Source organism: Rhodanobacter ginsengiterrae, from assembly GCF_050026815.1.
Lineage (GTDB): Bacteria > Pseudomonadota > Gammaproteobacteria > Xanthomonadales > Rhodanobacteraceae > Rhodanobacter > Rhodanobacter ginsengiterrae.
This window is the reverse complement of the sequence record NZ_JALBWO010000050.1, coordinates 64,281-90,079: the sequence shown is the minus strand read 5'-3', so window position 1 is coordinate 90,079 and position 25,799 is coordinate 64,281. Positions and strand designations below refer to the sequence as shown.

The window sequence follows — 25,799 nt, the reverse complement described above, 5'->3', positions numbered from 1 at the left end:
TCAGGCGTCGGCCATCTGCTTGGGGATCGAGTGATTGGTGTGGCTGATGCGATTGCCCGGGCCGGCGGCGACGTAGACGCAGGTCGGCTGGTAGTCCTTCAGCTCCGCCTCGCTCAGCTGCACGAACGCGGCGATGATGATGATGTCGCCGGCCTGGGCACTGCGCGCGGCACTGCCATTGACCGAGATGATCCCGGAACCTTCCTCGGCACGCAGCGCATAGGTCACGAAGCGCTGGCCGCTGTTCACGTTCCAGGCATGGATCTGTTCGTACTCGCGGATGCCGGAGGCATCCAGCAGGAGCCCGTCGATCGCGATCGAGCCTTCATAGTGCAACTCGGCGTGGGTCACCGTGGCACGGTGGATCTTGGCCTTGAGCATGTTCAGGTGCATGGGAATCTTTGTTCCAGCAGGATCGGCCTGCAAAGTCGGGCATTATCGAACTGCTGACGCTGCATCGCAACATCAGCTCCGGAATCCCGTAGATGCGGGCGCCTCAGTCGAACAGCAAGTTGTCGATCAGCCGGGTCTTGCCCAGTCGCGCAGCCACCAAGGCAATCAGTCCATCGGTTTCGCCGTTGGCCGGCTTGGTCAGGTCTTCGGCGCGACGGATCGCCACGTAGTCGGGAACGAAACCCGCACGCTGCAAGCGCGCCGCCGCGGTCTGCTCGATAGCCTGCCACGGGTGCCCCTGGGCCAGCAGCCCGCGCATTTTCCGCAAGGTGTCGTGAATCAACGGAGCGCGCACGCGTTCTTCGGCGTTCAGGTACTGGTTGCGCGAACTGAGCGCCAGGCCATCCTCGGCACGCAGGATCGGGGCCGCCATCACCTTCACCGGCAGGCCCAGGTCGCGGACCATCCGCTCGACGACCTTCAGCTGCTGGAAATCCTTCTGGCCGAACACCGCCACATCCGGCTGTACCAGGTTGAACAGTTTGCACACCACGGTCGCCATGCCGTCGAAGTGGCCCGGGCGATGGGCGCCCTCCAGCATCTCGGTGATCCGCGGCACCCGTATGCTGACACTCTGCTCCGGGCCGAACGGATAGATCGTGGCCACTTCCGGCGCGAACAGCAGGTCGCAATCATGCTCGGCCAGCGCGGCCTGGTCCTGCACCAGGGTGCGCGGATAGCGGTCGTAGTCCTCGTTCGGACCGAACTGGGTCGGGTTGACGAACACGCTGGCGATGACCCGCTCGGTGCGGGCGCGCGCCAGCTTGATCAGCGACTGGTGACCTGCATGCAGGTTGCCCATGGTCGGCACGAAACCCACCGTCTGGCCCTGCGTGCGCCAGCCGCGGATCGCGGCGCGCAGTGCCGGGATGTCTTGTACGGTCTGCATCAGAGTTCGACTCGCCAGCTCAAGGGAAACGGGATCAGTTGAAACAATGCTCGGGCGCCGGAAACACGCCGCTGCGCACATCCGCGGCATAGGCGGCGATGGCCGCTGCCACCGAGTCGCGCCCGGCCAGGAAATCCTTGCTGAACTTCGGCCGCTTGCCCGGCGTGATGCCGAGCATGTCGTGGATCACCAGCACCTGGCCATCGCAATGCGGCCCGGCACCGATGCCGACCACCGGAATGGATACCGCCGCGGTCACCCGCCGACCCAGCTCCACCGGCACGCCTTCCATCACCAGAAGGTTCGCACCGGCCTCCTGCACCGCCAGCGCCTCGTCCAGCACGCGATCGGCGGCCGCCTGCTCGCGGCCCTGGATGCGGAAGCCACCGAACTTGTGCACCGACTGCGGGGTGAGCCCCAGGTGCGCACAGACCGGAATCGCGCGCGCACTGAGCGCGGCGATGGCGTCCAGCACGTGCGGCGCCGCGCCTTCGATCTTGACCATCGCCGCGCCCGCTTCGCCGACCAGCCGAGCGCCGGCGTCGAGCACGTGGGAGACGTCGCGATCGGCCATGAACGGAAGGTCGGCCACCAGCATTGTGGCCGACAACCCGCGCGCCACCGCGGCGGTGTGATAGATCATGTGCTCAAGCGTCACCGGCAAGGTACTGCGATGCCCCTGCACCACCATGCCCAGCGAATCGCCGACCAGCGCAACGTCCACGCCCGCGGATTCCAGTTGCCAGGCGAAGCTCGCGTCGTAGGCGGTGAGCATCACGATGCGCCGACCTTCTGCCTTCATCGCAAGCAGGCCTGGCACGGTCACCGGCTTGCGGTCGGGGACACTGGCGTTCTGCACGTACACGGCAATTCCTGAAAGATGCTTGGCTGTCGATTATCCGGGCTGGCACGTTGATGGCTCAAGCCACACGTTCACAACCTGAGGCGTCAAGCCGGGCGAGCTGCCCGGCCACGGTATCCTGTCCGGACGGGCGCAGCGTGGGCGCAATGTCGCACAAGGGCAACAGCACGAAAGCGCGCTCGGCCAGGCGTGGATGCGGCAGGCTCAGCTGCGGGTCGTCCAGCACCACGCCATCGACGTGTAGCAGGTCCAGATCCAGTGTGCGCGGCCCGTTGCGTTCGGCGCGCACCCGGCCCGCGCGCAGCTCGATCGCCAGCAGGGCGTCAAGCAGGAGCCGCGGCGAAAGCTCGGTGTCGAGTTCCACCACGGCATTGATGAAGGGTGGTTGCTCCAGCACGCCCCATGGTGGCGTGCGGTACAAGTGCGAACGCTGCACGAGGCGCGTCGCCGGCAATTGCGCCAGCGCCTCCATCGCGTCAAGCACCTGCTGCCGCGGATCGCCGAGATTGCTGCCCAGCGCCACATAAGCCAGGGTCATGCAGAGCCCGACTTGTTGCCCGGTTTGCGCCGACGCCGGCGCGGGCGCGGCGGCTTGGCAGCGACCGGCGCCGGAATGTAATCGTTGCCACCGCCACCGGCCGGCAACGCCGCCGCCAGCACATCCTGCGGCAATTGCTGGGCATGCGCCCACCATTTGCCCAGCTCGCGCATGGCCGGCGATTCATCCGCCCGCAGCAGCAGGAAGTCGAACGCGGCACGGAAGCGCGGATGGGCCATCAGGCGGAATACGCGCTTGCGCTGGATCTGCTCGAAACGCGGCTGCAGCGACCAGATCTCTTCCATGGTGAAGGTGAACCGGCGCGGGATCGCCACCCGCTGGCACTGTTCGCCCACCACCCGCGCGGCGGCCTGCGCCCACGCCTCGTTGCCCTCGACGCCGCGGCCGATCATCTGCTGCGCCACATCGCGCACTTCGCCCCACAGCAGCACCGCGAACAGGAACGCCGGGGTCACCGACTTGCCCTCATCGATGCGCGCATCGGTATTGGCCAGGCCATTCTCGACCAGGGCGCGCAACGCCTCATCGCCGCGACGAAGCGCGCGGGCGGTGGCCGGGAAAAGGAACTTGAGCAGACCGCTATGTTCCAGCATGCGGAAGCTCTTCAGGCCGTTGCCGGACAGGAACATCTTCAGCGACTCGTCGAACAGGCGCGCCGGCGCGGCATCTGCCAGCAGCGGCCCCAGCGTCTCGAACGGTGCCATGGCGGCGGCGTCGATCTGCATGTCCAGTTTTGCCGCCAAGCGCGCTGCGCGCAGCATGCGCACCGGATCTTCGTGGTAACGGATGTCCGGGTCGCCGATCAGGCGCAACATCCGGTCGTCCAGGTCCTGCATGCCGCCGACGTAATCGCGCACCGAGAAATCGCTGATGTCGTAGTACATCGCGTTGACGCGAAAGTCGCGACGGATCGCGTCTTCCTCGATCGTGCCCCAGATGTTGTCGCGCACGATGCGGCCATCGACGATATGACGATCGCCCTCGCCACCTTCCTCACCGGTGCCGCGGAACGTGGCGACCTCGATGATCTCCGGACCGAAAACCACGTGCGCCAGGCGGAAGCGGCGACCAATCAGGCGGCAGTTGCGAAACAGCCTCTTCACTTCGTCGGGCGTGGCATCGGTAGCCACGTCGAAATCCTTCGGCTGCAGCCCCAGCAGCAGGTCGCGTACCGCGCCGCCGACCAGGTAGGCGGTATGCCCGGCCTCGTTCAGGCGATACAGCACGCGCAAGGCCGCCTTGCTGATGTTCTTGCGCGAAATGATGTGCTGGTCGCGCGGAATGATCCGCAGCGTCGGCGTGGCGTCGGTCCTTGATTGGAGATTCAAGCGGTCGGAATCCTTTGCGGGGCGAAGCTGCCCGTCGGTTGCAATATATCGCGACGCGACGCGCCGCGGACCGTCCCGCGTGGCGCAGGGCATGTGCACCGACGGACCCCGTTTCGGGCAGTATCAGGCCGATGCACGGCAAGCATTGCCGGGCGGAACAATTCCGCTATACTAGCGCGCCTCGCTGTATAACGCTCCCTTCGTCTAGTGGCCCAGGACACTGCCCTCTCAAGGCGGGAACACGAGTTCGAGTCTCGTAGGGAGCACCATTTTTTTGTGCAATCTTCCGTGATTGCTCCAATCGGGCCGGCCAGCGCCAACGCGCAGCTCGGCACCATTGGCTGGATCGGGAGCGGCCATCCACGGCCGCACTCTTCACAAGAGCCGACGCGCTGATTTACCGGGCCGCCCGGCACACCTCTCACAAGCAGGCCAAAGCCGCCCATGACCTTCGTCGTCATCGACAACTGCATCAAGTGCAAGTACACCGATTGCGTCGAGGTCTGCCCGGTCGACGCCTTCCACGAAGGCCCCAATTTCCTGGTAATCGATCCGGACGAGTGCATCGACTGCACCTTGTGCGAACCGGAATGTCCGATCAACGCGATCTATCCCGAAGACGACGTGCCGGCCGGCCAGGAAGCGCTGGTGGCACTGAATGCCGAACTGGCCAAGGGCTGGCCGGTGATCACCGAGCGCAAGGATGCACCGGCCGACGCGAAGGACTGGGAAGACAAGCCTGGCAAGCTGGAACTGCTGCAGCGCTGATCTCTCGCCACGCTGATGCCCGACGCGAAAACGCCGCCTTTCAGGCGGCGTTTTGCTGTCGCAGGCCGGGCTGCAGACTCAGCCGCCCAAGCGAGACTTCAGAGTATCCACCACCTTGCCCACCGCGGCCGGGTTTCCGGTGGCACGCACTTCACTGCCAGTGGCCCCGCTGGTGTTGATGCTCACCTGCACCTGGTGCGCACCGGCGCCGGGCGCCCGCACCGAGCCACTCTTGTCGCGGCCGAACATGCGACCGAAGAAACCCTTCTTTTTCTGCTGCGCGACGGCGTCCGAAACGTTCAGCGTATAGCTGTGCGCCGCATCGTCATGGGCAACCAGCTCACCCAGATTGCCGCCTTCCAGCGCCTGTCCCACACGCCGATAGACATTGTCGGCATTGTCGGCGACCACGAAGCCGTCGCTGATCTGGCCATTCGCCGAACCGACCCGAGCCGTTGCGCCACTGGCGGTCGGCTGGTTGGCACCCGGCGGCGGAATCACCAGCGCTTCGGTGGTCGAGGGCCGGTCGAGCGTGGGCGGAATCTCCAGCGGGGCTTCCTGCAGCGCGGTGTCCCAGGCCTTGTGCGAACGGAACGCGCCGCAGCCGGAGAGCAGCAGGCCACTGAGAACCACGGCCGGCAAGGCCACGAGGAGCGAAGTTTTCTTCATGTAATCGGATTCCGTGAGTAAGTCAGGCAACCGTCAACCGGCCGCAGTCGCCAAGGATGCCAGACTGGACAGCGCTTGGTGCAATCGGGCGCGATCCGGACCGTCGTTCAGTTCCACCAGCGGCAACCTCGGCAGGGCCAGTCCAAGCCTCAGCACGGGCAAACCCGCCTTCACCGCGATCGGGTTCGGCGCGCAATTGAGCGCCTCGATCAGCGGGCCCAGCGCGGCATGACAGCGCGCCGTAGCCGCCTGATCCCCGCTCGTGGCCGCGTCGCACAAGTCGCGAAACGCCCGTGGCACCAGATTGGCCACCACCGAGATGGTTCCGGCAGCTCCTGCAAGCATGGCCTGCCCGGCCGTACCGTCATCACCGGACAGATAGACGAAATCCGGGCGCACAAGTTCCGCCAGCGCCGAAATCCGCTCGCGATCAGCGCGCGCTTCCTTGATGCCCACGATCGCCGGATGCTCGCGCAGGGTCGCCACCGTCTCCGGCAGGATGTCGCAACCGGTGCGGACCGGCACGTTGTAGAGCAGCACGGGCAGCTCGCCGTGCTCGGCCACTTCCAGGAAGTGACGACGCAGGCCTTCCTGGGTCGGCCTTACGTAATACGGCGCCACCACCAGCGCGGCGTCGGCGCCAAGCGCGCGCGCGCGCCGGGTCAGCGCCACCGTCTTGGCGGTGCCAGCCTCGCCGGTACCCGCGATCACCGGCACCCGGCCATGCACCCGCTCAAGCGCGAACGCCAGCAGGCGATCGAACTCGTCGTGTTCCAGCATGTGGGCTTCGCCGGTGGAACCGGCGACCACCAGTGCCTGGGTACCGCCGGCGATCTGGTAGTCGAGCAATCGACCGAACGCCGCCAGATCGAGCGCCCCGTCAGCCGCGAACGGGGTGGCCAGCGCGCAGATGCTTCCGCGAATGTTCAAGACTCGATTCCACTGCAAGGCAAGCCCTGCATGTTACTTGCCGCCTCGCGAGCCGGGCAAGTAAGCTCGACCGGAGTAGTCTCACCGTTCCGCATCACGCGCTCGACGTTCCGCAGGCAGGCCTCCTTGAAATCATCTTCCGGCTCCGCACGCTCGGGCAACGACAATCAGTTGCTGATCCACGCGCTCACCACCGCCACCCAGTCGCCGCTGCTGGCGCTGGCCAGGCGGATCGCCGATGCCGGCTGCAACCTGTCCGAATCGCGTGTGGCCACCATCGGCACGGAAACCTCGTTGATGCTGCTGGCCAGCGGCGCGTGGGATGCCCTGGCCAAGCTGGAAACGGCGCTGGCCAAGCTGACCCGCGACGCGAGCATCCGGCTGGTGTACTACCGCACCGGCCCGCGCGAGAACAGCTCGCACCTGCTGCCGTATCTGGTCGAGGTGGTGGCGGCCGACCGCGCGGGCATCGTGGCGCGAATCGTGGACTTCTTCAGCCAGCACGGGATCAGCGTGGAACAGCTCAACTCCACCCGCTACCAGGCCATGCAGACCGGCGCGGAGATGTTCCAGGCCCAGTTCACCATCGGCATTCCGGCGGAGATCCACATCGCCGCATTGCGCGATGACTTCCTTGAGTTGTGCGACGGAATGAACCTCGACGCGATCATGGATCCGGTCAAATTCTGACGCCGCGACATCCGCCGAGCATCGCGCGATCGCGTCGTCCTGACAAGGACTGTCCTGCGCCAAGCCACCCGCGCTAGTCTGTGGCCGTGAGCTTGCCCGGAGGACCGTTGCATTGCAGCCAGCGTGTCGATTCACCACGATCATTCCCGGCGCGCCGGATGGTTCCCGCCGCGGACCCGGCAACGGCTTCCGAAACTCCATCCCTTCCTTCTCCCACATGTCGCGGCGTCGCATCGCCGCGCAGGATCCGTCATGCCCGATATCGGAAAGAAACTGCCGGCGCTGAAAGGCGTCACCGGCAATGGCAGCGAACTGAAACTGGCCAGCCTCAAGGGACACTGGGTAGCGGTGTATTTCTATCCGAAGGACTCGACCCCCGGCTGCACCAACGAGGCGAAGGATTTCCGGGATCTGTACCCGGCTTTCCGCCAGCGCAACGCACAGGTTGTCGGTGTCTCGCGCGATTCGCAAAAATCGCACGCCAATTTCGCCGCCAAACAGGACTTGCCGTTCCCCTTGGTCTCCGATCCGGATGAAACCTGGTGCCGTGCCTTCGACGTGATTCACGAGAAGGTGCTCTACGGCAAGCGCTTCATGGGGATCGTCCGCAGTACCTTCCTGATCGACCCCGAAGGCAAGCTGGCGGCCGAGTGGCGCGGCGTGAAAGTCCCCGGCCACGCGCAGGCCGTGCTCGACGCCATTCCCGCCGCCTGACCTTGAACGCCCTCGTCAGCAAGTTCCTTCAACCCACCAGTGAGGACACTTCCGCATGACCGGAAGCAAGCGCATTTACGCTCTCGACACCAACGTCCTGCTGCATGACCCCACTTCGCTGTTCCGCTTCGAGGAACACGATGTCTTCATCCCGATGACCGTGCTGGAGGAACTGGACGAAAAAAAGAAGGGCTCCTCGGAGGTCTCACGCAACGGACGTCAGGTCAGCCGGTTCCTCAACGAACTGATCGAACTGGGCAAGCAGCATGACCTGGGCGACGGCCTGGAGCTGAGCAATCCGCAGGGCATCAAGCTCAAGCGCGGCGGCTCCGTCGGGCGCCTGTACTTCCAGCATCGCACCAGCAGCAACGGGCACGCCAAGGCGGACAACCAGATCCTGGCGGCGGTGCTCGAACTGCGCGACCAGAATCCCGATCGGGACGTCATCCTGGTCACCAAGGACATCAACCTCCGGATCAAGGCCAGCATCAACGGCGTCGTCGCCGAGGACTACGAGAACGACCGCGCGTTGGACGATTTCTCGCTGCTGTACACCGGCTCGGCCGAACTGACCGAAGACTTCTGGAACCTGCACCCGGAGGTGCGCTCGTGGACCGAGCGCGGCCGCACCTTCTATGAAGTGAACCGACGCGAGGAAGACGACTGGCACCCCAACCAGTGCCTGTATCTCCCCGGCGAAAATGCGGTCGAACTGCGCGTGCTGCATCTGGACGACGCCAGCGCCACCCTGGTCCTGCTGGACGACCACTCGCATGCGAACCACCACGTCTGGGGCATTGGCGCGCGCAACCGCGAGCAGAACTTCGCACTCAATGCGCTGATGGATCCGGATATCGACTTCGTCACCCTGCTCGGCAATGCCGGCACCGGCAAGACCCTGCTGGCGCTGGCCGCCGGCCTGGCCCAGGTGATGGACCAGCAGCGCTACCGCGAGATCATCATGACCCGCGCCACCGTCTCGGTGGGCGAGGACATCGGCTTCCTGCCCGGCACCGAAGAGGAAAAGATGACGCCGTGGATGGGCGCGCTCACCGACAACCTCGAAGTGCTGACCAACCCCGAGGACGGCGGCAGCTGGGGGCGGCAGGCCACCAATGACCTGCTCGCCTCGCGGATCAAGATCCGCTCGCTGAACTTCATGCGCGGCCGCACTTTCCTGAGCCGCTACCTGATCATCGACGAGGCGCAGAACCTCACCCCGAAACAGATGAAGACCCTGATCACCCGCGCCGGCCCCGGTACCAAGATCGTGTGTCTTGGCAACGTCGAGCAAATCGACACGCCCTACCTCACCGAAACCACCTCCGGCCTCACCTATGCGGTGGACCGCTTCAAGGACTGGGACCACTCGGCACACATCACCCTGCGCCGCGGCGAACGGTCGCGGCTGGCCGACTTCGCCGCCGAGTCGCTCTGAGAAACAGCCACCCGCAAGGCTCTCCCGATGGATGGAGGGCCTTGCGGGCCGGCCCGGGCGCCACGCCACCGGACCGGGCAGCTCCGCGGCAAGCGCGTAGAATGGCGGCAGTCCCCGCTTTGCCATGGTTGTGCCGATCGACATGATCCTCACCCCACGCCTCATACTTCTCGCCGTGTTCGTTTTCTTCGCGCTGTGCGTGCTGCTGGTGCACCTGCGCGGCCGCGTGCGGCTGCGCTTCGACCGCCAGCTGGTCGACCACTCGGCGATCTTCGCGCCGTACAACCTGCTGATGTATGCCTTCTCGGCGGTACCGGCGCGACCCATCCTGGACCGTCGCGGCTTCCCGCAGCTGGATCTGCTGCAGGCGAACTGGCAGACCATTCGCGACGAGGCGATGCACCTGTTCGACGAGGGTTACATCCGTGCCGCGGCGAGGCATGACGATGCCAGTTTCAACAGCTTCTTCAAGCAGGGCTGGAAGCGTTTCTATCTGAAGTGGTACGGCGAACCGCTGGCCTCGGCCGAGGCGCTGTGCCCGAAGACCGTCGAGCTGCTCAATGCGATTCCCGGCATCAAGGCGGCGATGTTCGCCACGCTGGCGCCGAACAGCAAGCTCAATCCCCACCGCGACCCGTTCGCCGGCTCGCTGCGCTACCACCTGGGCCTGATCACGCCGAACTCGCGCGACTGCCGCATCTTCGTCGACGGCGAGGAACATGCCTGGGGCGACGGCAAGGACGTGGTGTTCGACGAGACCTTCGTGCACTGGGTGGAAAACAAGACCGACCAGACCCGGGTGATCCTGTTCGCCGACGTCGAGCGGCCGCTGCGCACGCGCTGGATGAGTGCGATCAACCATCGCGTCGGCGCGTTCATGGGCCGGATCACCGCCTCGCCGAACGACGATGGCGGCGCGGAGAAAACCGGCTTCGTGAATCGTCTGTATGCAATGAGCCAGCGCAAGGGCGCCACGCATCGCTGGAAGGCGGAGTTCAAGCGCCGCCACCGGAAGCTGTACAAGGCGGTCAAGTACGCCGGCATCGTGCTGCTGATGTGGCTGATCTTCCTGGCGCCATGGCCGCTGTTTCGCTGACTTGTCACATCCGGTGAGCGCCGCGCGTCCTTGATCCGGACGCTCCCACGGAGAACAGCATGGATCCGCAAACCGCCCTGTTCCAGCAGCATCGCTCGCGATTGTTCGGGCTGGCCTACCGCATGCTCGGCACGCCCGTGGATGCCGAGGACATATTGCATGATGCCTGGCTGCGCTGGCATGCGCAGGACACCGTCGCACTGGATGACCCCGAAGCCTGGTTGGTGACCGTCACCACCCGGTTGGCGCTGGACCGCCTGCGCCGTGCCAGGACCGAGCGCGCGCAGTATCCGGGGCCGTGGCTGCCCGAGCCGCTGCTGGCTGAAGCCGAGCAGCCCGAAGCGCAACTGGAACGCGCCGAAAGCCTGACCCTCAGCTTCCTGTTGCTGCTGGAACGGCTCAGTGCCGAGGAGCGTGCGGCCTTCCTGTTGCGCGAAGTGTTCGACTACAGCCACGCCGAGACGGCGGCCATGCTCGGGATCGGCGAGGACGCCTGTCGCCAGCGCGTGCACCGGGCCAAGCAGCGCCTGCGCGAGGAGCGGCCACGCCAACGCGCGCCCGACGCCGGCCGGCAATACCGCCTGCTGGAGCGTTTCGCCGACGCCTTGCGCCAACCGGACATGGACACCTTGCGTGCGCTGTTCGCCGAGGACGCCGTACACATCTCCGACGGCGGCGGCCTGGTCACCGCCACCCTGCATCCGCTGCACGGAGCAGAACGACTTGCCCGACTGTACCTGCAGATCGCCCTGCATCAGCAAGGGCGCGAGATACGCCACGAAATCCATTCGCTCAATGGCGCTCCGGCCCTGCTCAGCTGGCAGGGCGATACCCTGATCTCGGCCAGCTGGATCGACGAGGACGGTGCCGGCATCAGTGCGATCCACGCCCTGCGCCACCCGGAGAAGCTGGCCCGGCTGGCGGCTGTCACGAAATCGGCAGGCTCTGCGTCCTTGCATTGAACGGCCAATCCGGCCGCAGCCATGCAAGGAGATTCCCATGTCATCCCGTCAATCATCGGCCCCGGCTTCCGAAGCCATCAAACCCCTTTTCGCGCTGCACAAATATGTGCATTCCAGCACGCTCGAACCGGCCCTGATCGAGCTGGTGCTGATGCGCGCTTCCCAGCTCAATGGCTGCGCCTACTGCATGGACATGCACAGCAAGGACGCCCGCGCCGCAGGCGAAACCGAGCAGCGCCTGTACGTGTTGCCGGCTTGGCGCGAGGCGCCGTTCTACAGCGATCGCGAACGCGCCGCGCTGGCCTGGTGCGAGGCCGTCACCCGGCTGGACCCGATCCACGGCGTGGCCGACGAGGTCTACGCACAAGCGCGCGCCCAATTCAGCGAGAAGGAACTGGGCGACCTCAACATGGCGGTGATCCTGATCAATGCCTGGAACCGTATCGCGATCCCGTTCCAGAGCGTGCCCGGCAGCTACAAGCCCGCGTCGCACTGAAGTTCCGCTCCAACAGAAAGCCGCAGCTGATCACTGCGGCTTTCTCGCACGAGGGTCACCAATGCCAGCTGCACCTCGCGCGACTGAGACCGTCAACGTGCGGACCGGGCGGGTCGTACTCGTGCGGCGCTGCCCACCGTACGATTCCGCCGGATCGGACGATCGGCGAGGCCTTCACCATGCAAATTGGCCGCCCTGACAGTCGAAACTGGTGGAGCTCATGGCATTGCGCTTGTTCAAGATCACCCTCGTCGCCCTGCTCATTCTCCTGCTCGCCGCCGCCATCTGGATCGGCACCCTCGGCAAGGATCTGTTCCGGACCGCCACGGGCTCGGTCAGCCACTCGCTCTGCGCGGCAGCCTTCGTTTCGCGGGTCAATCCGGAACGAATGTTCCGGCAGGAACAGCTGCCGCTGATGCGAAGCATCGGCTGGGCGGTTCACTACGAGGTGGATCGTTCGAGGCGTGAAGTGCGCACCTCGGTGTTTGGCGACTTCACGGCGCGGGCGGTCTACCGCGACGGGCTCGGCTGTCTGCTGATGCATGGCAACGGCCCGGTGCCGGAGGCAGCCGGCTTCCAGCCGGCACCGATCGCCAACAGCTGGCCGGCAACCACCATCGAAGCGACCGATCCGGCCATCCGCGATGCACTCGACCGCGCCTTCGCCGAACCCGACCCCACCCACCCCAGGTTGACCAAGGCGGTGGTGGTGCTGCACGACGGCAAGTTGATCGCCGAGCGCTATGCCCCGGGCTACGGGCCGGAAACGCCGATCTGGGGCCATTCGCTGACGAAGTCGATCATCAACGCCCTGATCGGCATTCTGGTTCGCCAAGGCAAGCTGCAGTTGGACCAACCGGCGCCGATCACCGCCTGGCGTTCACCGGCGGACCTGCACCACACCGTTACCGTCGACCAGTTGCTGCGGATGGACAGCGGCCTGCCGTTCGATGAAACCGATGGTGCGATCAGCCCGATGACGCGCATGCTGTTCCTGGAGCGCGACATGGCCGGTTACGCGACGCAGATGCCACTCACCCACGCCCCCGGCACGGCCTGGGGTTACAGCAACCTGAGTTATGTTCTGCTGTCGCGGGCGATCCGCCACGCGGCCGGCGGAAGTGCAGTCGACACCGAGTACTTCGCCAGGCGCGAGCTGTTCGCACCGCTGGGCATGCGCAACGCGCTGATCGAAACCGATGCCACCGGCACCCCGATAGGATCGAGCAATGTATATGCGTCGGCCCGCGACTTCGCCCGCTTCGGTCAGCTCTATCTCGACGACGGGGTGATCGACGGCAAGCGCATCCTGCCCGAGGGCTGGGTCGCCTACAGCCATTCGCAGACGCTGAAGACCGGCTACGGTGCCGGCTTCTGGACCAACCTGGTGGATGGCGAAGTCCCGGTGTGGCACGCCTCCTGGGGCATGCCGCAGCTGCCCAAGGACATGTATTACGCCCGCGGCGCGCTGGGCCAGTACGTGGTGATCGTGCCGTCGGAGCGCCTGGTGGTGGTCCGCATGGGCATCTCGATCAACTATGGCACCGGTATCGGCGACACGGTTGCCGCGATCATCACCGCCTTGCATCGTCAAGTTGCGGCATCATGTCCCGCCGCTCCCGCCGTCTTGCGGTAACTGCTAGGCGTCTCGCCCACCTGGCGCTTGAACGCGGCGTTGAAGGTGGACTTCGAGGTGAAGCCGCAGTCGTAGGCGATGTCGAGGATGGTGCGTGCGTCGCCGCGATCGGCCAGACGCGTGCGCACCGCCTCGACCCGCAGGCGGTTGATGTAATCCCAGAACGTGCCGCCGAAGCGCCGGTTGATCACCGCCGACACCAGGTATTCGGGGTAGCCGCTGCGTTTCGCCACCTGCCCGATGGTGAGCGCCGGCTCGCGATAAAGCGCATCGTCGCCCTCCATCAGTTGCGACAGGCGCGCTTCCACGGCGGGAAAGCGCGCATCGTCGGCATCTCCCTCGCCGGGCATCGCATCCTCCCTCGCCATCGCCACCGGTTCGCTGGTCACCGGCGACTGGTTCAGGCTGAGCCAGCCCATCACGCAAACCCATGCGGCAATCGCGCCGAACAGCAGGCGGTAGTCGATCCCCGGTACGGTCGCCACCCACTGGGTGGTGGCGATGATCCAGATGATGATCTGGCAAACCGCCATCACGTCGATCCAGCGCAGCGCGGTCCGGTCGGCGTCCGCGCGTTGCTGGCGCAGCCGGGTGCGGTAGTGATGCACGCGAATCAGGGCTGCCGCCACGTACGAAAGGCTGTAGAGAAACAGGGCGATGTCGAACCACGAGCCGATGGTCTTTTCGCCGGACACCCAGCGCGCAGACAGTGCCTGCATCTGCGGGTCGCTCAGCAGCAGCACATGCGCATTCAGCGCCAGCATCACGCCGAAACCGAGCAGGTGCACGCCGTCGCGCAGCCGCAAGCCGCGCGCCTGGATCAGCGTGCGCACGTACAGGTAGAACAGGCTGCCATAGAGAAACGGAAGCAGGGCGACGAAGCGGTACGCCCTGAACCATTCCGGCGACAGCGAATTCCAGTACACCGCCTTGACCAGCAAGTCCGCGCCGGTCAGCGCGACCCAGACTGCCAGCACCCGGTTCGCCTCGGGATTGACCGCTCGCCGCCATAGCGCCAGCGCCAACAGCGCCGCCTGCACGGCCGCGGCGATGTAGACGAATTCCCATGGCGCATAGGCACTGCTGGGGACGGCATGCAAGGGCATCGTTGGGTTCCGGCGGTCACACAATTCTGGCCGGCAGCCTAACCGCTCGGCCAGGGTCGATCCAACAAGAAAGCCGCGGCTGCCTGCCGCGGCTTTCTTTCTCGCCTCACGACCGGATGTTCAGCCCTTGATGCGCTTCACCAATGCATCGGCGAAGCTGCTGGTGCTGCCCTTGCCGCCGATATCCGGCGTCACGCTGTCGCGGTCGTTGGTCATGGTATCGCGGATCGCCTGGCGCAGCTGGTCGCCCTTGGCCACCATGTCCAGGTAGTCGAGCATGTCGGCCGCCGCCAGCAGCAGCGCGCAGGGGTTGGCGATGCCCTTGCCGGCGATGTCCGGCGCCGAACCGTGCACCGCCTCGAAGATCGCCGCGTGCTCGCCGATATTGTCGCCCGGCGCCAGGCCGAGACCGCCGACCAGACCCGCGCACAGGTCGGACAGGATGTCGCCGAACAGGTTGGTGGTGACGATCACGTCGAACTGTTCCGGACGCATCACCAACTGCATGCAGGTGTTGTCCACGATCATCTCGTTGAACTCGATCTGCGGGTATTCCTTGGCGATCTCGCGCGCCACGTTGAGGAACAGGCCCGAGCTGGTCTTCAGGATGTTCGCCTTGTGCACCGCGGTGACTTTCTTGCGGCCTTTCTTCACCGCCAGCTCGAACGCGTAGCGCACGATCCGCGTGCTGCCCTTGCGCGTATTGCGCGCCACCGACTCGGCGATTTCGCCGTCCGCGGACAGCGTCTGCCCTTCGGAGCGATACGCCCCTTCAGTGTTCTCGCGCACCGTGATGATGTCGATGTTCTCGTAGCGCGACTTGGTGCCGGGGAAGCTCAGCGCCGGGCGCACGTTCGCGTACAGGTCGAAGTGGCGGCGCAAGGTCACGTTGACCGAGGTGAAGCCATCGCCGATCGGCGTGGTCAGCGGGCCCTTCAGCGCCACCTTGTGCTCGGCAATCTTGTCCAGCGTGGCCTTGGGCAGCAGTTCGCCGTGCTTTTCCAGCGCGATCATGCCGGCATCGATGAAGTCGTAGGTCAGGCCGCAATCCAGCGCGTCGAGCACGCGCAGCGTGGCGGTCATGATCTCCGGGCCGATGCCATCGCCCGGGATCACGGCAATCGTCTTGCTCATGGGGAAACTCCTTGAAACGGAACTATCGAGCAGCCCGCGCACCGAGGGGGAAGCACGCGCTGAAACCGTTCAATTATCGCCCATGCGGCCTCATGCGAACAGGGCCACGCCGCGCAAGACGTTGAAAATACTCGCACGCAGCGTTGCAAAAACCCGCATCTGCGGTTTACGCGTGATCGGCGCAGGCTGCGCTTTCGTCAGCGGCACCGGATTCGAGCTGATCGAGCAGGTCGACCGCCCGACGCAGGTGCGGAATCACGATCGAACCGCCCACCACCAGGCCGACGCTGAACACCTCGAAGAATTCGTCGCGCTGCACGCCCGCTTCCTTGCACTGGGCCACGTGGTAGCTGATGCAGTCATCGCAGCGCAGCACCATCGAGGCAACCAGACCCAGCATCTCCTTGGTCTTCACGTCCAGTGCACCGGCCTTGTAGGTCTGCGTATCCAGGGCGAAGAATCGCCGCACGACCTGGTTGTCCTCGGCCAGGATGCGCTCGTTCATGCGCTGGCGGAATGCACTGAATTCGGCAAGCTTGTCGCTCATGCGTCTTGCTCCAGCAGTTGCGCCAGCTTGCCGCTGCGGTCGGCCGCCACCAGTTCGTCATAGCCACCCACGAACTGATCGTTGATGAAGATCTGCGGCACCGTGCGATGCCCGCCGCTGCGCGCCAGCATGGCCTCGCGCTGCACCGGATCGGTGTCCACGCGCACCTCGGTCCAGTGCAGCCCCTTGGACTTGAGCAGATTCTTGGCCGACACGCAGTACGGACACACGGCCGTCGAATAGACCTCGATCTTGGACATTCACCACACTCCACAGTTTGAAAGAAAGACCGCCACCAGATGGGGCCGCGCGCCGCCAGCTCAAGCCAGCCAGCTGCGGTGAACCGACGCGGCGAAGCACGGTCACAGTGCTATTGTCGCCGAACCTATGATCATGGCACCACGCCCCATCCCGCGCCTGCTGACCTCCCTGCTCTGCGCCGCGCTGGCGAGCGCAGCCAGTGCCCAGCAGGATGTGCGCCTGCCGGACCTCGGCAGTTCGGCCAATGCGCTGATTTCGCCCGGCGAAGCGCAGGACTACGGTGCTTCCATGCTGCGCCAGATGCGCGCGCTGGACATGGTGGTCGACGACCCGCTGCTGGACGATTACATCAACGACCTTGGCTACCGGCTGGTCGCCAGCAGCGACAAGCCGAAAGAACACTTCTCGTTCCTCATCGTCAAGGATCCGGAAATCAACGCCTTTGCCGCACCGGGCGGCTATATCGCGGTGAACTCGGGGCTGATGACGATCACCCGCGACGAAAGCGAGCTGGCTGGCGTGATCGCCCATGAAATCGGCCACATCACGCAGAACCACCTGCAGCGGGCGTTCGAGGATTCGAAGAAGGACGCCCCGCTGATGGCGCTGGTGCTGCTCGGCGCGATCGCCGCCGGCGCCAGCAGCCACAGCGGCGACGCGCCGATCGCCGTGCTCGCCGGCGGCCAGGGCCTGATCGCGCAGAAGTCGATCAACTTCACCCGCAAGGACGAGATCGAAGCCGACCGTGTCGGCATCCAGACCCTGGCCAGGGCCGGCTTCGATCCGAATGCGATGGCCGGTTTCTTCCAGCGCATGCAGGATGCGATGAGCGCCGGCGCAGGCGGCGAGGATGTGCCCGCGCTGTTGCAGACCCACCCGGTGACCACCAGCCGGATCAGCGACGCCAAGGCGCGCGCTGCTGCGCTGATCGCCGCGCAGAAGCAGCGCGTCAGCGCCACCGAGATGGATCGGCAGCTGTGGGAGAAAAGCACCGCGCCGATCGCCTTCGTCAAAGATCCCACCAGGCTGCTGGCCCCGCGTCATCAGGGCGAGCTGGACACCTACGCGCTGATGCGCGAGCGCGTCAACGTGCTGGCTGGCGACGCCACGCGGCTGGCCACCTACTACGGCTCCAGTCTGCAGTCACGGCGCGACTTCGACACCCCGGCAAATCATTACGGTTTCGCCCTGGCACTGACCCGCAGCGGGCGCGGCGCGGCGGCCATCGAGCAATTGCAGCCGTTGCTGAAAAGCCACCCGGAAAGTCTGGTGCTGAAACTGGCCCTGGCCGACGCCCGCCTGCAAGCCGGCCAACGTGCAGCAGCACTGGCACTTTATGCCGAACTCAACGCCCAGTCCCCACGCAATCGCGCAGTGGCGGTGGCTTACGCCAATGCACTGGCCGCCGGCGGCGACAAGGAGCAGGCCCGGCTTGGCGCCAACCTGCTGCGCCCGCTGCTGGACAACGCCAGCGAGCCCGCGATCTACAGCAGCTATGCCCGCGCCAGCGACAAAGCGGGCGACAGTGTGCGCGCCGGCGAGGCCTACGCCGACGCCAGCTACTATTCCGGCCGTCCATACGATGCGATGGAGCAGCTCAAGCGATTGCTCAAGCGTGACGATCTGGACTACTACGCGCGGGTGCGCATCCAGGCGCGCATCGCCGAGCTGACGCCACTGGTGATGGAACTGCACAAGCGCAGGATCAAGACCGAAGACAGCCCGGGCGATGGTTCGCGGCAGTAGCGGCCGCGCTGTCATCCACACGTAACATCGATTCGCTGCAATACTTCCGTCATCCGCCACGGCAGACCAACGCGTGCACAAACGCATTCTCATCGTTGAAGACGAGACCTCGATTCGCGAGATGATTGCCTTTGCGCTGCGCAAGGCCGGCATGGAAGCGATACAGGCGGCCGACGCGCGCGCCGCGCAGCTGGCCCTCTCCGAACAGGTGCCGGACCTGATCCTGCTGGACTGGATGCTGCCGGGCATGAGCGGGCTGGAACTGGCCCGACGCCTGCGCAAGGAAGAGCTCAGCCGCGAGATCCCGATCATCATGCTGACCGCGCGCGGCGAAGAAATGGATCGCGTCAACGGGCTGGAGGCGGGTGTCGACGACTACGTGGTGAAGCCATTTTCCACGCGTGAACTGATCGCCCGCATCAAGGCCGTACTGCGACGCAGCCAGGGCGATGACGGCTCCGGCGTGATCGAGCTCGGCGGGCTGCGCATCGACGGCGCGGCGCACCGGGTATTCGCCGGCGACGAGCCGGTGCCGATCGGCCCCACCGAGTATCGCCTGCTGTATTTCTTCATGACCCATGCCGAGCGGGTCTATTCGCGCGCGCAATTGCTCGACCATGTCTGGGGCGGCAGCGTGTACGTGGAAGAGCGTACTGTCGACGTGCATATCCGCCGGCTGCGCAAGACGCTCGAACCCTGGAAGCTGGACGAACTGGTGCAAACCGTGCGCGGCACCGGCTACCGCTTTTCCATCAGCATCTGACCAGCATCAACGCGGCTTGCGTCACCCGCGCCTTTTGCCGATGCTGACGGTCCTGCACATGGCGGCTTCCGGATGACCTTGCCCCGCATGCACGACTGGAAACTCCCCGTCACCCTGGTGGCGATCCTGGGCGCGGGCGTCGGCGTTGGCTGGCTGGTCGGCAGCTATGCCTGGGCGGGCCTGGCGCTGGCCGCCTGCGCCGAAGTCGTCTTTCTACTGACACTTGTCCGTCATCAGCCGCAGACCATGATGAGCGCCCACGCCCCTGCCGGCCCTGTGACCCATGACCGTTTCATGACACGCGCGCACCTGCTCGCCTCGAACCTGCGCCATCTGCGCGAGGCAGCCGACCGTTTGCCCGATGCCGTGGTGCTGCTCGATCGACAGCAGCATGTGCGCTGGTTCAACCAGGCCGCCGGCAACCTGCTCGGGCTGAGCCCGACGCAGGACCAGGCCGCGTCACTGCCGCAGCGACTGGCCGACTCGGAACTGGCCAGCTGGCTGCGCGATGGCGCACAAGGTCGGCTCGACGATGTCGCCGCCCCCGGCAACACGAACAACCAGCTCAACGTCACCCTGCTGCCGTTCGGCGAACATCAGCAGTTGCTGCTGGCGCATGACATCACGCCGATGAAACGGCTGGAACAGGTGCGCCGGGATTTCGTCTCCAACGTTTCCCACGAGTTGCGCACGCCGCTGACGGTGATCCACGGCTACCTCGAACTGCTGGACCCCGAAGACGTGCCCGAACTGGCGCCGGTGCTGGGCGAGATGCGCGCGCAGTCGAAACGGATGGGGCAGATCGTCGAAGACCTGCTGACCCTGTCGCGTCTGGAAACCCAGCACGAGGTGATCGAAGAGCGCGTGCCCATGGCGGCGCTGCTGGCCACCGTGCGCAAGGAAGCCGAGGCGCTCAGCCAGGGCCGCCACCAGGTCAGCCTGGAGTCCACCGCGGAAGCCGACCTGCTCGGCTCGCCGAAGGACCTGCACAGCGCGCTGTCCAACCTGGTCAGCAATGCGGTGCGCTACACCCCGAGCGGCGGCAGCATCACGATCCGCTGGCAGCGCGAACCGGGCGGCGCGGTGTACTCGGTCAGCGACACCGGCTTCGGCATTCCCGCCAATCACCTGGCCCGGCTCACCGAACGGTTCTACCGCATCTCTTCCAGCCGTTCACGCGACAGCGGCGGCACCGGGCTGGGCCTTTCGATCGTCAAGCATGTGCTGAACCTGCACCAGGCTCAACTGCAGATCGAAAGCGAAGCAGGCGTGGGCTCCACCTTTTCCTGCCATTTCGGCGACGCCCGGCTGCTGGCTCCCGACACCAGCGACTGAAGCTGCTGCCCCGCACGCCATGTATTTGGTGCGCGCCATGGGCCAGAATGAGCCATGCCCACACCGCCCTCCCGCCCATCGCCCGACGTCGATCTCGGTGCACCCGAGCTGTACCTCAGCCGCGAACTTGCCGCGCTGGAATTCAACTTCCGTGTGCTGGCGATGGCCCGCGACGCCAGCGTGCCGCTGCTGGAGCGGCTGCGCTACCTGAGCATCGTGGCCAGCAACCTCGACGAGTTCTTCGAGGTGCGGGTAGCCATGCTCAAGCACCATCACGCCTACGGCTCGGCCGCGCCGGGGCCCGATGGCGTGGGTTCCGGCGAGCTGCTGGCGCGGATCCGCAGCCGCGTGCTCGACCTCGTCGCCGAGCAGTACGCCACCTGGCAGGAACAGGTTCGCCCGCAACTGGATGCCGAGCAGATCCACATCCTCACCCGCAAGCGCTGGAATCCGCGCCAGCAGCGCTGGCTGCAGGGCTATTTCGAGCACGAGGTGTTGCCGGTGCTGTCGCCACTGGGGCTGGATCCGGCGCACCCGTTTCCGCGCATCCTCAACAAGACGCTGAACATCGCCGTGGTGCTGAAGGGGCGCGACGCCTTCGGCCACGAGGGCCACATGGCGCTGGTGCGCGCGCCGCGCTCGCTGCCGCGGATCATCCGCGTGCCGGCCGAGGTCAGCGGCCCGGGCGAGCATTTCGTGTTTCTGGCCGAGCTGCTGCAGGCCTTCGTCGACCTGATGTTCCCCGGCCTCAAGGTGGTCGGTTCGTACCAGTTCCGGGTGACCCGCAACAGCGAGCTGATCGTCGAGGAGGCCGAGGTGGAGAACCTCGCGCTGGCGCTCAGCGAGGAACTGGTCGGCCGCGGCTATGCGCGACCGGTGCGGCTGGAGATCGCCAACGATTGCCCGAAGGCCATCACCGCGATGCTGGTGCAGAATTTCCAGCTTGAGGAAAGCGATGTCTACCGCTGCGACGGCCCGGTCAACATCATCCGCGCCGGACTGATCTACGACTGGCTGGATCGACCGGAACTGAAATTCCCGCGTTTCAACCCGCAGCTTCCGCCGGCGCTGGAAAGCGGTCGCAACAAGTTCGACCTGATCGGCCAGCACGACGTGCTGCTGCACCATCCGTATCAGAGCTTTGCGGCGGTGATCGACCTGCTGCGCCAGGCGATCGCCGACCCCCAGGTGCTGGCGATCAAGCAGACCCTGTACCGCGCCGGCGAGGACACCCCGCTGGTCGACCTGCTGGTGGAAGCGGCGCGCCACGGCAAGGACGTCACCGTGGTGATCGAGCTGCGCGCCCGTTTCGACGAGGAGGCCAACATCCGCCTGGCCACGCGCCTGCAGGAGGCCGGCGTGCAGGTGGTCTACGGCGTGGTCGGCTACAAGACACATGCCAAGATGATGCTGATCGTGCGTCGCGAGGGCGACGTATTGCGCCGCTACGCGCACCTTTCCACCGGCAACTATCACCAGGCCAACAGCCGGACGTACACCGACATCGGCCTGATGACGGCCAATCCGGAAATCGGCGAAGACATGCACAAGGTCTTCCAGCAGCTCTCGGGGCTGGGTCCGATCATCGACCTGAAACACCTGCTGCATTCACCCTTCACGCTGTATCCGAAGGTGCTGGAGAAGATCGAACGGGAAACCGCCCACGCGTTGGCCGGGCGCCCCGCCCGCATCGTCGCCAAGCTCAATGCGCTCAATGAGGCCCGGGTGATCTCGGCACTCTATCGTGCCTCGCAGGCAGGCGTGGAGATCGACCTGATCGTGCGCGGCGCGTGCACCCTGCGTCCCGGCCTGCCCGGCATCTCCGACAACATCCGTGTGCGATCGATCGTGGGGCGCTTCCTCGAGCACAGCCGGGTGTACTGGTTCGCCAACGATGGTGACGCCGAAATCTATTGCGCCAGTGCCGACTGGATGGAGCGCAACCTGATGCGACGGATCGAGGTGGCCTTCCCGATCCTCGACCCGGACCTCGCCGCGCGCGTGTTCGAGGAGACCCTGGCCAACAGCCTTGCCGACAACACCCACGCCTGGCTGCTGGGCAGCGACGGCCGCTACGTGCGTGCCGAGGCCGGCGGGCATCCACCCTACAGCGCCCAGCAAGGTCTGCTTGAGCGCTACTGCAGGTGAGCTTTCCGCGATGACGCATCGTTTCATCCCATTCACGCATGCATGCGAGAATCCGTTCTTTGCCATCGCGGGAGCCCCGGCGTGAGTGCAGCCGAACAGACACCGATCCGCGACGGCGAACTGATCGCCGCGATCGACATGGGCTCCAACAGCTTCCACATGGTGGTCGCGCGCATGGAACACGGCGAGCCACGCGTGATCGACCGCCTGCGCGACACCGTGCGGATGGCCGCCGGCCTACGCGCCGACGGCAGCCTCGACGCCGAACGGCGCGCCCGCGCGATGGCCTGCCTGGCCCGCTTCGGCCAGCGCCTCGCCGGCCTGCCGTCGATGCGTGTGCGTGCCGTGGCGACCAATACCGTGCGCCGACTGGCCTCGCCGCAGACCTTCCTGACCGCGGCCGAGGCCGCGCTCGGCCATCCCATCGAAGTGGTTTCCGGTCGCGAGGAAGGCCGCCTGATCTTCCTCGGCGCGGCGCATGACCTGCCCGCTTCGCGCGAGCCGCGTCTGGTGATCGACATCGGCGGCGGCAGCACGGAATTCATCATCGGCCGTGGGCTGGCGCCGCTGCACACCGAAAGCGTGCAAGCAGGCTGCATCGCCTCCACGCTGCGCTTCTTTCCGGGCGGCAAGATCAACCGCAAACGCTGGCAGCGCGCCGGCAGCGAGATCGGCGTGTTGCTGCAGCAGTTCGCCGAGGACTACCGGGAGTCCGGCTGGCAGGACGCCTTCGGTTCTTCCGGCACCGCCAAGTCGATCGGCTCGGTGGTGCAGGCGAGGGGCTTCTCGGATGACGGCATCACGGCCGCCGCACTGGTCTCGTTGCGCGAGGCCCTGATCGAGCAGGGCCAGATCGGCACGCTCAAGCTGCCGGGCCTGGTCGAGGACCGCGCGCCGGTGCTCGCCGGTGGCGTGGTGATCATGGAAGCCGCCTTTGCCGCTCTGGGCATCGAGCGTCTGCGCGTGTGTGAAAGCTCGATGCGTGAAGGCCTGCTGTGGGACCTGCTGGGCCGCGCCGGCGGCAGCGATCCGCGCACCGGCAGCATCGACGCGCTGGCCAGCCGCTACGGCGTGGACCGCGCCCAGGCACGCCGGGTCGAGTCGACCGCGCTGATGCTGTTCGATCAGGTCGCACGCAGCTGGAAACTGGACGCCGATGCCCGCGAATGGCTTTCCTGGGCCGCACGCGTGCATGAAATCGGCCTGGCCATCGCGCACAGCCAGCACCACCATCACGGCGCCTACATCCTGCGGCATGCCGACCTTGCCGGCTTCTCGCGGCAGGAACAGCAACTGCTGGCAGCGGTGGTCGACATGCATCGACGCAAGCCCGACAAGTCGGTGATCTCCGCCCTGCCGCAGCGCTATCGCGTGCTGGCTCGCTATACCACGGCCCTGCTGCGCCTGGCTGTGCTGTTCCGGCGCGCGCGCCGGGCCGAATCGCTGCCGCAGATGCGGCTGCAGGCCAGCAGCCGATCACTGCGGCTTGGCCTGCCCCAGGCGTGGTTCGAACAACACCCGCTCAGCGCAGCCGACCTGGAGCAGGAACAGGCACCGATGGCTGAACTGGGCCTGCGACTGGAACTCAACGGCAACTGAGCCGAACCCACGCCACAACGTCGCCGCGTATGATGTCCCGAGGCCCTGACCACCTTTGATGCCCATGTTGAAATCCCTGTTCGCCACGCTGCTTCTTTTCCTGCCGCTGACCCTGCCCGCGCAGACCGCCAAGCCGGCACCGGCCGCGGCGACGGCACCGCCGCCACCACAAGTGGTGCTGACCACGTCGCAAGGTGACATCACGCTGGAGCTGTATCCGGACAAGTCACCGAAGAGCGTGGCGAATTTCCTGCAATACGTTCGCGACGGTTTCTACGACGGCACCCTGCTGCACCGTGCCATTCCCGGCTACCTGGTGCAGGGCGGCCTGTATACGCGCGACCTGCAGCCCAAGCGCACGCGCTCGGCGATCGCCAGCGAAGCCGACAATGGCCTGTCCAACCTGCGCGGCACCGTCGCCGTCGCCCGCGGTGCGGACCCGAACTCCGGCACCGCGCAGTTCTTCTTCAACCTGGTCGACAACCGCCGACTGGATTTCGCCGGCAACCAGAGCGGGCTCACCTGGGGCTACACCGTATTCGGCAAGGTCATCAAGGGCATGGACGTGGTCGACAAGATTGCCGCGCTGCCCACCCGCGCGCTGGGACCGTTCGCCGGCGACGTGCCCAATCCGCTGGTGCTGATTGAGAGCGCCCACGTGCTGGGCGAGCAGGCCCCCGCATCGGCGGCCAGTGCCGCCAGCCCGGCCAAGGCCGCCCCGGCACCTTCCCGACCCGCGGCAACCAGGCCGGGCAAGAAAGCCGCCAAGCCCGCCAGCAAGGGTTGAGGCTCGCGATGACCACCCTGTTCATCGCCGACCTGCACCTGGATGCCAGCCGGCCGCAGATCACCCGACTGTTCGAGCAGTACCTGGCCAGTGACGAGGTCCGCCGCGCCGAGGCCTTGTACATCCTGGGTGACCTGGTGGAAGCCTGGATCGGCGACGACGACGACGCCGAACTGCCCACGCGCATCGCCGCTGCCACGCGTGCCGTTCGCGATGCCGGCGTACCGGTGTACTTCATGGTCGGCAACCGCGACTTCCTGCTCGGCGAAGCCTTCGCCGAACGCGCCGGCCTGACCCTGCTCGACGACGGCGTCGTGCACGAAATCCAGGGGCGCGCCACCCTGCTGATGCACGGCGACCTGCTGTGCACCGACGACACGGCCTACCAGGCCGTGCGCCGCCAGGTACGCACGCCCGAATGGCGCGCACAGATTCTCTCGATGCCGCTTGAAGCACGCCGCGCCTTCGCCGCCAAGGCACGCGCGGACAGCAAGGCCCATACCGGCAGCACGATGGAAAGCATCATGGACGTCAACGCGGACGCCGTGACCGATGCATTGCGCAAGGCCGGCGTGACCCGGCTGATCCATGGCCACACGCACCGCCCGACGGTGCATGCACTGGAACTGGATGGAGAACCCGCCGAACGCATCGTGCTGGGCGACTGGTATGAACACGGCTCCGTGTTGCGAGTGAATGACCAGGCCGAGGTGGAGCTTCGCGGGCTGGCAGTGGGCTGAGAGCGCGACGCAGTACTCCCGCCCCTGCTGCAGGGGAGGGTTGGGGAGGGGGCGCTCTTGACCTGAAGTTCCGCGGAGACAAGCTTCGCATTTGTGCACGGAGCTCAGATCGAGTGCCGAGTGGCCGCGTCATCGAATGCGCA

The 25,799-nt window shown here is 66.0% G+C and carries 26 protein-coding genes and 1 tRNA gene; 16 read left to right on the top strand and 11 right to left on the bottom strand.

Annotated features, from left to right (window positions below):
• The 5 genes from panD to pcnB all read right to left on the bottom strand — a co-directional run bounded on the left by panD (window position 1) and on the right by pcnB (window position 4,091).
• A complete protein-coding gene (panD, locus tag ACQGNJ_RS06770; RefSeq protein ID WP_426688470.1) occupies window positions 1-393 on the bottom strand; it encodes an aspartate 1-decarboxylase in 393 nt (130 codons plus the stop codon).
• Between the two features lie 103 nt (window positions 394-496).
• The gene (gene panC, locus ACQGNJ_RS06765) at window positions 497-1,342 is read right to left on the bottom strand and encodes a pantoate--beta-alanine ligase (RefSeq protein WP_426688469.1); all 846 of its coding nucleotides are present in this window, start codon (window positions 1,340-1,342) and stop codon (window positions 497-499) included.
• A gap of 34 nt (window positions 1,343-1,376) precedes the next feature.
• Window positions 1,377-2,207 (bottom strand): 3-methyl-2-oxobutanoate hydroxymethyltransferase, encoded by an 831-nt coding sequence (gene panB, locus ACQGNJ_RS06760; RefSeq protein ID WP_426688468.1) that lies wholly within the window; start codon window positions 2,205-2,207, stop codon window positions 1,377-1,379.
• A gap of 55 nt (window positions 2,208-2,262) precedes the next feature.
• Window positions 2,263-2,742, bottom strand: coding sequence for a 2-amino-4-hydroxy-6-hydroxymethyldihydropteridine diphosphokinase (gene folK / locus ACQGNJ_RS06755; RefSeq protein WP_426688467.1), 480 nt, complete (start codon window positions 2,740-2,742; stop codon window positions 2,263-2,265).
• Window positions 2,739-4,091 (bottom strand): polynucleotide adenylyltransferase PcnB, encoded by a 1,353-nt coding sequence (gene pcnB / locus ACQGNJ_RS06750; protein ID WP_426688466.1) that lies wholly within the window; start codon window positions 4,089-4,091, stop codon window positions 2,739-2,741. The genes folK and pcnB overlap by 4 nt, the downstream gene beginning before the upstream one ends.
• 193 nt (window positions 4,092-4,284) lie before the next feature.
• Here pcnB and ACQGNJ_RS06745 point away from each other — a divergent pair.
• Together ACQGNJ_RS06745 and fdxA are read left to right on the top strand one after the other, a co-directional pair.
• A tRNA-Glu gene (locus tag ACQGNJ_RS06745) sits at window positions 4,285-4,360 on the top strand.
• A gap of 175 nt (window positions 4,361-4,535) precedes the next feature.
• On the top strand, window positions 4,536-4,859 hold the full coding sequence (gene fdxA, locus ACQGNJ_RS06740; protein WP_426688465.1) for a ferredoxin FdxA: 324 nt from the start codon (window positions 4,536-4,538) through the stop codon (window positions 4,857-4,859).
• A gap of 78 nt (window positions 4,860-4,937) precedes the next feature.
• Here the strand turns inward: fdxA and ACQGNJ_RS06735 are convergent, their stop codons facing one another.
• Together ACQGNJ_RS06735 and dapA are read right to left on the bottom strand one after the other, a co-directional pair.
• A complete protein-coding gene (locus ACQGNJ_RS06735) occupies window positions 4,938-5,528 on the bottom strand; it encodes a hypothetical protein (protein WP_426688464.1) in 591 nt (196 codons plus the stop codon).
• A 33-nt stretch (window positions 5,529-5,561) separates the two neighbouring features.
• Window positions 5,562-6,458: a 4-hydroxy-tetrahydrodipicolinate synthase gene (gene dapA, locus ACQGNJ_RS06730; RefSeq protein ID WP_426688463.1), complete on the bottom strand. Its 897-nt coding sequence runs from the start codon at window positions 6,456-6,458 to the stop codon at window positions 5,562-5,564.
• Window positions 6,459-6,629: 171 nt separating this feature from the next.
• Between dapA and ACQGNJ_RS06725 the strand changes: the two genes are divergently transcribed.
• From ACQGNJ_RS06725 to ACQGNJ_RS06695, 7 genes are all read left to right on the top strand, one after another.
• A complete protein-coding gene (locus ACQGNJ_RS06725) occupies window positions 6,630-7,148 on the top strand; it encodes a glycine cleavage system transcriptional repressor (protein WP_426688514.1) in 519 nt (172 codons plus the stop codon).
• A 252-nt stretch (window positions 7,149-7,400) separates the two neighbouring features.
• Window positions 7,401-7,862: a peroxiredoxin gene (locus ACQGNJ_RS06720; RefSeq protein WP_426688462.1), complete on the top strand. Its 462-nt coding sequence runs from the start codon at window positions 7,401-7,403 to the stop codon at window positions 7,860-7,862.
• 55 nt (window positions 7,863-7,917) lie between these two features.
• On the top strand, window positions 7,918-9,300 hold the full coding sequence (locus ACQGNJ_RS06715) for a PhoH family protein (RefSeq protein ID WP_426688461.1): 1,383 nt from the start codon (window positions 7,918-7,920) through the stop codon (window positions 9,298-9,300).
• Window positions 9,301-9,442: 142 nt separating this feature from the next.
• Window positions 9,443-10,396, top strand: a complete 954-nt coding sequence (locus ACQGNJ_RS06710) for an aspartyl/asparaginyl beta-hydroxylase domain-containing protein (protein ID WP_426688460.1) — start codon at window positions 9,443-9,445, stop codon at window positions 10,394-10,396.
• 59 nt (window positions 10,397-10,455) lie between these two features.
• Window positions 10,456-11,358: an RNA polymerase sigma factor SigJ gene (sigJ, locus tag ACQGNJ_RS06705; RefSeq protein WP_426688459.1), complete on the top strand. Its 903-nt coding sequence runs from the start codon at window positions 10,456-10,458 to the stop codon at window positions 11,356-11,358.
• Between the two features lie 37 nt (window positions 11,359-11,395).
• Window positions 11,396-11,854, top strand: coding sequence for a carboxymuconolactone decarboxylase family protein (locus ACQGNJ_RS06700; RefSeq protein ID WP_426688458.1), 459 nt, complete (start codon window positions 11,396-11,398; stop codon window positions 11,852-11,854).
• Window positions 11,855-12,074: 220 nt separating this feature from the next.
• Window positions 12,075-13,490 (top strand): serine hydrolase domain-containing protein, encoded by a 1,416-nt coding sequence (locus tag ACQGNJ_RS06695; RefSeq protein WP_426688457.1) that lies wholly within the window; start codon window positions 12,075-12,077, stop codon window positions 13,488-13,490.
• Here the strand turns inward: ACQGNJ_RS06695 and ACQGNJ_RS06690 are convergent.
• From ACQGNJ_RS06690 to grxC, 4 genes are all read right to left on the bottom strand, one after another.
• Complete coding sequence (locus tag ACQGNJ_RS06690; RefSeq protein ID WP_426688456.1) at window positions 13,445-14,596, bottom strand: helix-turn-helix domain-containing protein; 1,152 nt, start codon at window positions 14,594-14,596, stop codon at window positions 13,445-13,447. The two genes, ACQGNJ_RS06695 and ACQGNJ_RS06690, sit on opposite strands and share 46 nt — an antisense overlap.
• Window positions 14,597-14,716: 120 nt before the next feature.
• Window positions 14,717-15,730 (bottom strand): isocitrate dehydrogenase, encoded by a 1,014-nt coding sequence (locus ACQGNJ_RS06685; RefSeq protein WP_426688455.1) that lies wholly within the window; start codon window positions 15,728-15,730, stop codon window positions 14,717-14,719.
• A gap of 166 nt (window positions 15,731-15,896) precedes the next feature.
• Window positions 15,897-16,277, bottom strand: a complete 381-nt coding sequence (locus tag ACQGNJ_RS06680; RefSeq protein ID WP_426688454.1) for a carboxymuconolactone decarboxylase family protein — start codon at window positions 16,275-16,277, stop codon at window positions 15,897-15,899.
• A complete protein-coding gene (gene grxC / locus ACQGNJ_RS06675) occupies window positions 16,274-16,537 on the bottom strand; it encodes a glutaredoxin 3 (RefSeq protein ID WP_426688453.1) in 264 nt (87 codons plus the stop codon). The genes ACQGNJ_RS06680 and grxC overlap by 4 nt, the downstream gene beginning before the upstream one ends.
• A gap of 127 nt (window positions 16,538-16,664) precedes the next feature.
• Here grxC and ACQGNJ_RS06670 point away from each other — a divergent pair, with 127 nt between their 5' ends.
• The 7 genes from ACQGNJ_RS06670 (at window position 16,665) to ACQGNJ_RS06640 (ending at window position 25,656) form a co-directional block, all read left to right on the top strand.
• Window positions 16,665-18,284, top strand: a complete 1,620-nt coding sequence (locus ACQGNJ_RS06670; protein ID WP_426688452.1) for a M48 family metalloprotease — start codon at window positions 16,665-16,667, stop codon at window positions 18,282-18,284.
• 73 nt (window positions 18,285-18,357) lie between these two features.
• The gene (gene phoB / locus ACQGNJ_RS06665) at window positions 18,358-19,047 is read left to right on the top strand and encodes a phosphate regulon transcriptional regulator PhoB (RefSeq protein WP_426688451.1); all 690 of its coding nucleotides are present in this window, start codon (window positions 18,358-18,360) and stop codon (window positions 19,045-19,047) included.
• A gap of 72 nt (window positions 19,048-19,119) precedes the next feature.
• Window positions 19,120-20,382 carry a phosphate regulon sensor histidine kinase PhoR gene (gene phoR / locus ACQGNJ_RS06660; RefSeq protein WP_426688450.1) on the top strand — a complete coding sequence of 421 codons (1,263 nt, stop codon included), beginning with the start codon at window positions 19,120-19,122 and terminating at the stop codon, window positions 20,380-20,382.
• A 54-nt stretch (window positions 20,383-20,436) separates the two neighbouring features.
• Complete coding sequence (gene ppk1, locus ACQGNJ_RS06655) at window positions 20,437-22,530, top strand: polyphosphate kinase 1 (protein WP_426688449.1); 2,094 nt, start codon at window positions 20,437-20,439, stop codon at window positions 22,528-22,530.
• An 81-nt stretch (window positions 22,531-22,611) separates the two neighbouring features.
• A complete protein-coding gene (locus ACQGNJ_RS06650) occupies window positions 22,612-24,129 on the top strand; it encodes a Ppx/GppA phosphatase family protein (RefSeq protein WP_426688448.1) in 1,518 nt (505 codons plus the stop codon).
• Window positions 24,130-24,193: 64 nt separating this feature from the next.
• The gene (locus ACQGNJ_RS06645) at window positions 24,194-24,916 is read left to right on the top strand and encodes a peptidylprolyl isomerase (protein ID WP_426688447.1); all 723 of its coding nucleotides are present in this window, start codon (window positions 24,194-24,196) and stop codon (window positions 24,914-24,916) included.
• 8 nt (window positions 24,917-24,924) lie between these two features.
• Window positions 24,925-25,656 carry a UDP-2,3-diacylglucosamine diphosphatase gene (locus ACQGNJ_RS06640; protein WP_426688446.1) on the top strand — a complete coding sequence of 244 codons (732 nt, stop codon included), beginning with the start codon at window positions 24,925-24,927 and terminating at the stop codon, window positions 25,654-25,656.
• Window positions 25,657-25,799 lie beyond the last annotated feature (143 nt).

Coding starts and splice junctions, on each gene's coding strand:
- ACQGNJ_RS06670 (WP_426688452.1), top strand. CDS start 16,665: ATGATCATGGCACCACGCCCCATCCCGCGCCTGCTGACCTCCCTGCTC.
- ACQGNJ_RS06735 (WP_426688464.1), bottom strand. CDS start 5,528: ATGAAGAAAACTTCGCTCCTCGTGGCCTTGCCGGCCGTGGTTCTCAGT.
- ACQGNJ_RS06685 (WP_426688455.1), bottom strand. CDS start 15,730: ATGAGCAAGACGATTGCCGTGATCCCGGGCGATGGCATCGGCCCGGAG.
- sigJ (WP_426688459.1), top strand. CDS start 10,456: ATGGATCCGCAAACCGCCCTGTTCCAGCAGCATCGCTCGCGATTGTTC.
- ACQGNJ_RS06680 (WP_426688454.1), bottom strand. CDS start 16,277: ATGAGCGACAAGCTTGCCGAATTCAGTGCATTCCGCCAGCGCATGAAC.
- panD (WP_426688470.1), bottom strand. CDS start 393: ATGCACCTGAACATGCTCAAGGCCAAGATCCACCGTGCCACGGTGACC.
- ACQGNJ_RS06645 (WP_426688447.1), top strand. CDS start 24,194: ATGTTGAAATCCCTGTTCGCCACGCTGCTTCTTTTCCTGCCGCTGACC.
- folK (WP_426688467.1), bottom strand. CDS start 2,742: ATGACCCTGGCTTATGTGGCGCTGGGCAGCAATCTCGGCGATCCGCGG.
- grxC (WP_426688453.1), bottom strand. CDS start 16,537: ATGTCCAAGATCGAGGTCTATTCGACGGCCGTGTGTCCGTACTGCGTG.
- ACQGNJ_RS06720 (WP_426688462.1), top strand. CDS start 7,401: ATGCCCGATATCGGAAAGAAACTGCCGGCGCTGAAAGGCGTCACCGGC.
- phoR (WP_426688450.1), top strand. CDS start 19,120: ATGACCTTGCCCCGCATGCACGACTGGAAACTCCCCGTCACCCTGGTG.
- ACQGNJ_RS06710 (WP_426688460.1), top strand. CDS start 9,443: ATGATCCTCACCCCACGCCTCATACTTCTCGCCGTGTTCGTTTTCTTC.
- ACQGNJ_RS06690 (WP_426688456.1), bottom strand. CDS start 14,596: ATGCCCTTGCATGCCGTCCCCAGCAGTGCCTATGCGCCATGGGAATTC.
- ACQGNJ_RS06640 (WP_426688446.1), top strand. CDS start 24,925: ATGACCACCCTGTTCATCGCCGACCTGCACCTGGATGCCAGCCGGCCG.
- ACQGNJ_RS06715 (WP_426688461.1), top strand. CDS start 7,918: ATGACCGGAAGCAAGCGCATTTACGCTCTCGACACCAACGTCCTGCTG.
- fdxA (WP_426688465.1), top strand. CDS start 4,536: ATGACCTTCGTCGTCATCGACAACTGCATCAAGTGCAAGTACACCGAT.
- ACQGNJ_RS06700 (WP_426688458.1), top strand. CDS start 11,396: ATGTCATCCCGTCAATCATCGGCCCCGGCTTCCGAAGCCATCAAACCC.
- panC (WP_426688469.1), bottom strand. CDS start 1,342: ATGCAGACCGTACAAGACATCCCGGCACTGCGCGCCGCGATCCGCGGC.
- ACQGNJ_RS06695 (WP_426688457.1), top strand. CDS start 12,075: ATGGCATTGCGCTTGTTCAAGATCACCCTCGTCGCCCTGCTCATTCTC.
- ppk1 (WP_426688449.1), top strand. CDS start 20,437: ATGCCCACACCGCCCTCCCGCCCATCGCCCGACGTCGATCTCGGTGCA.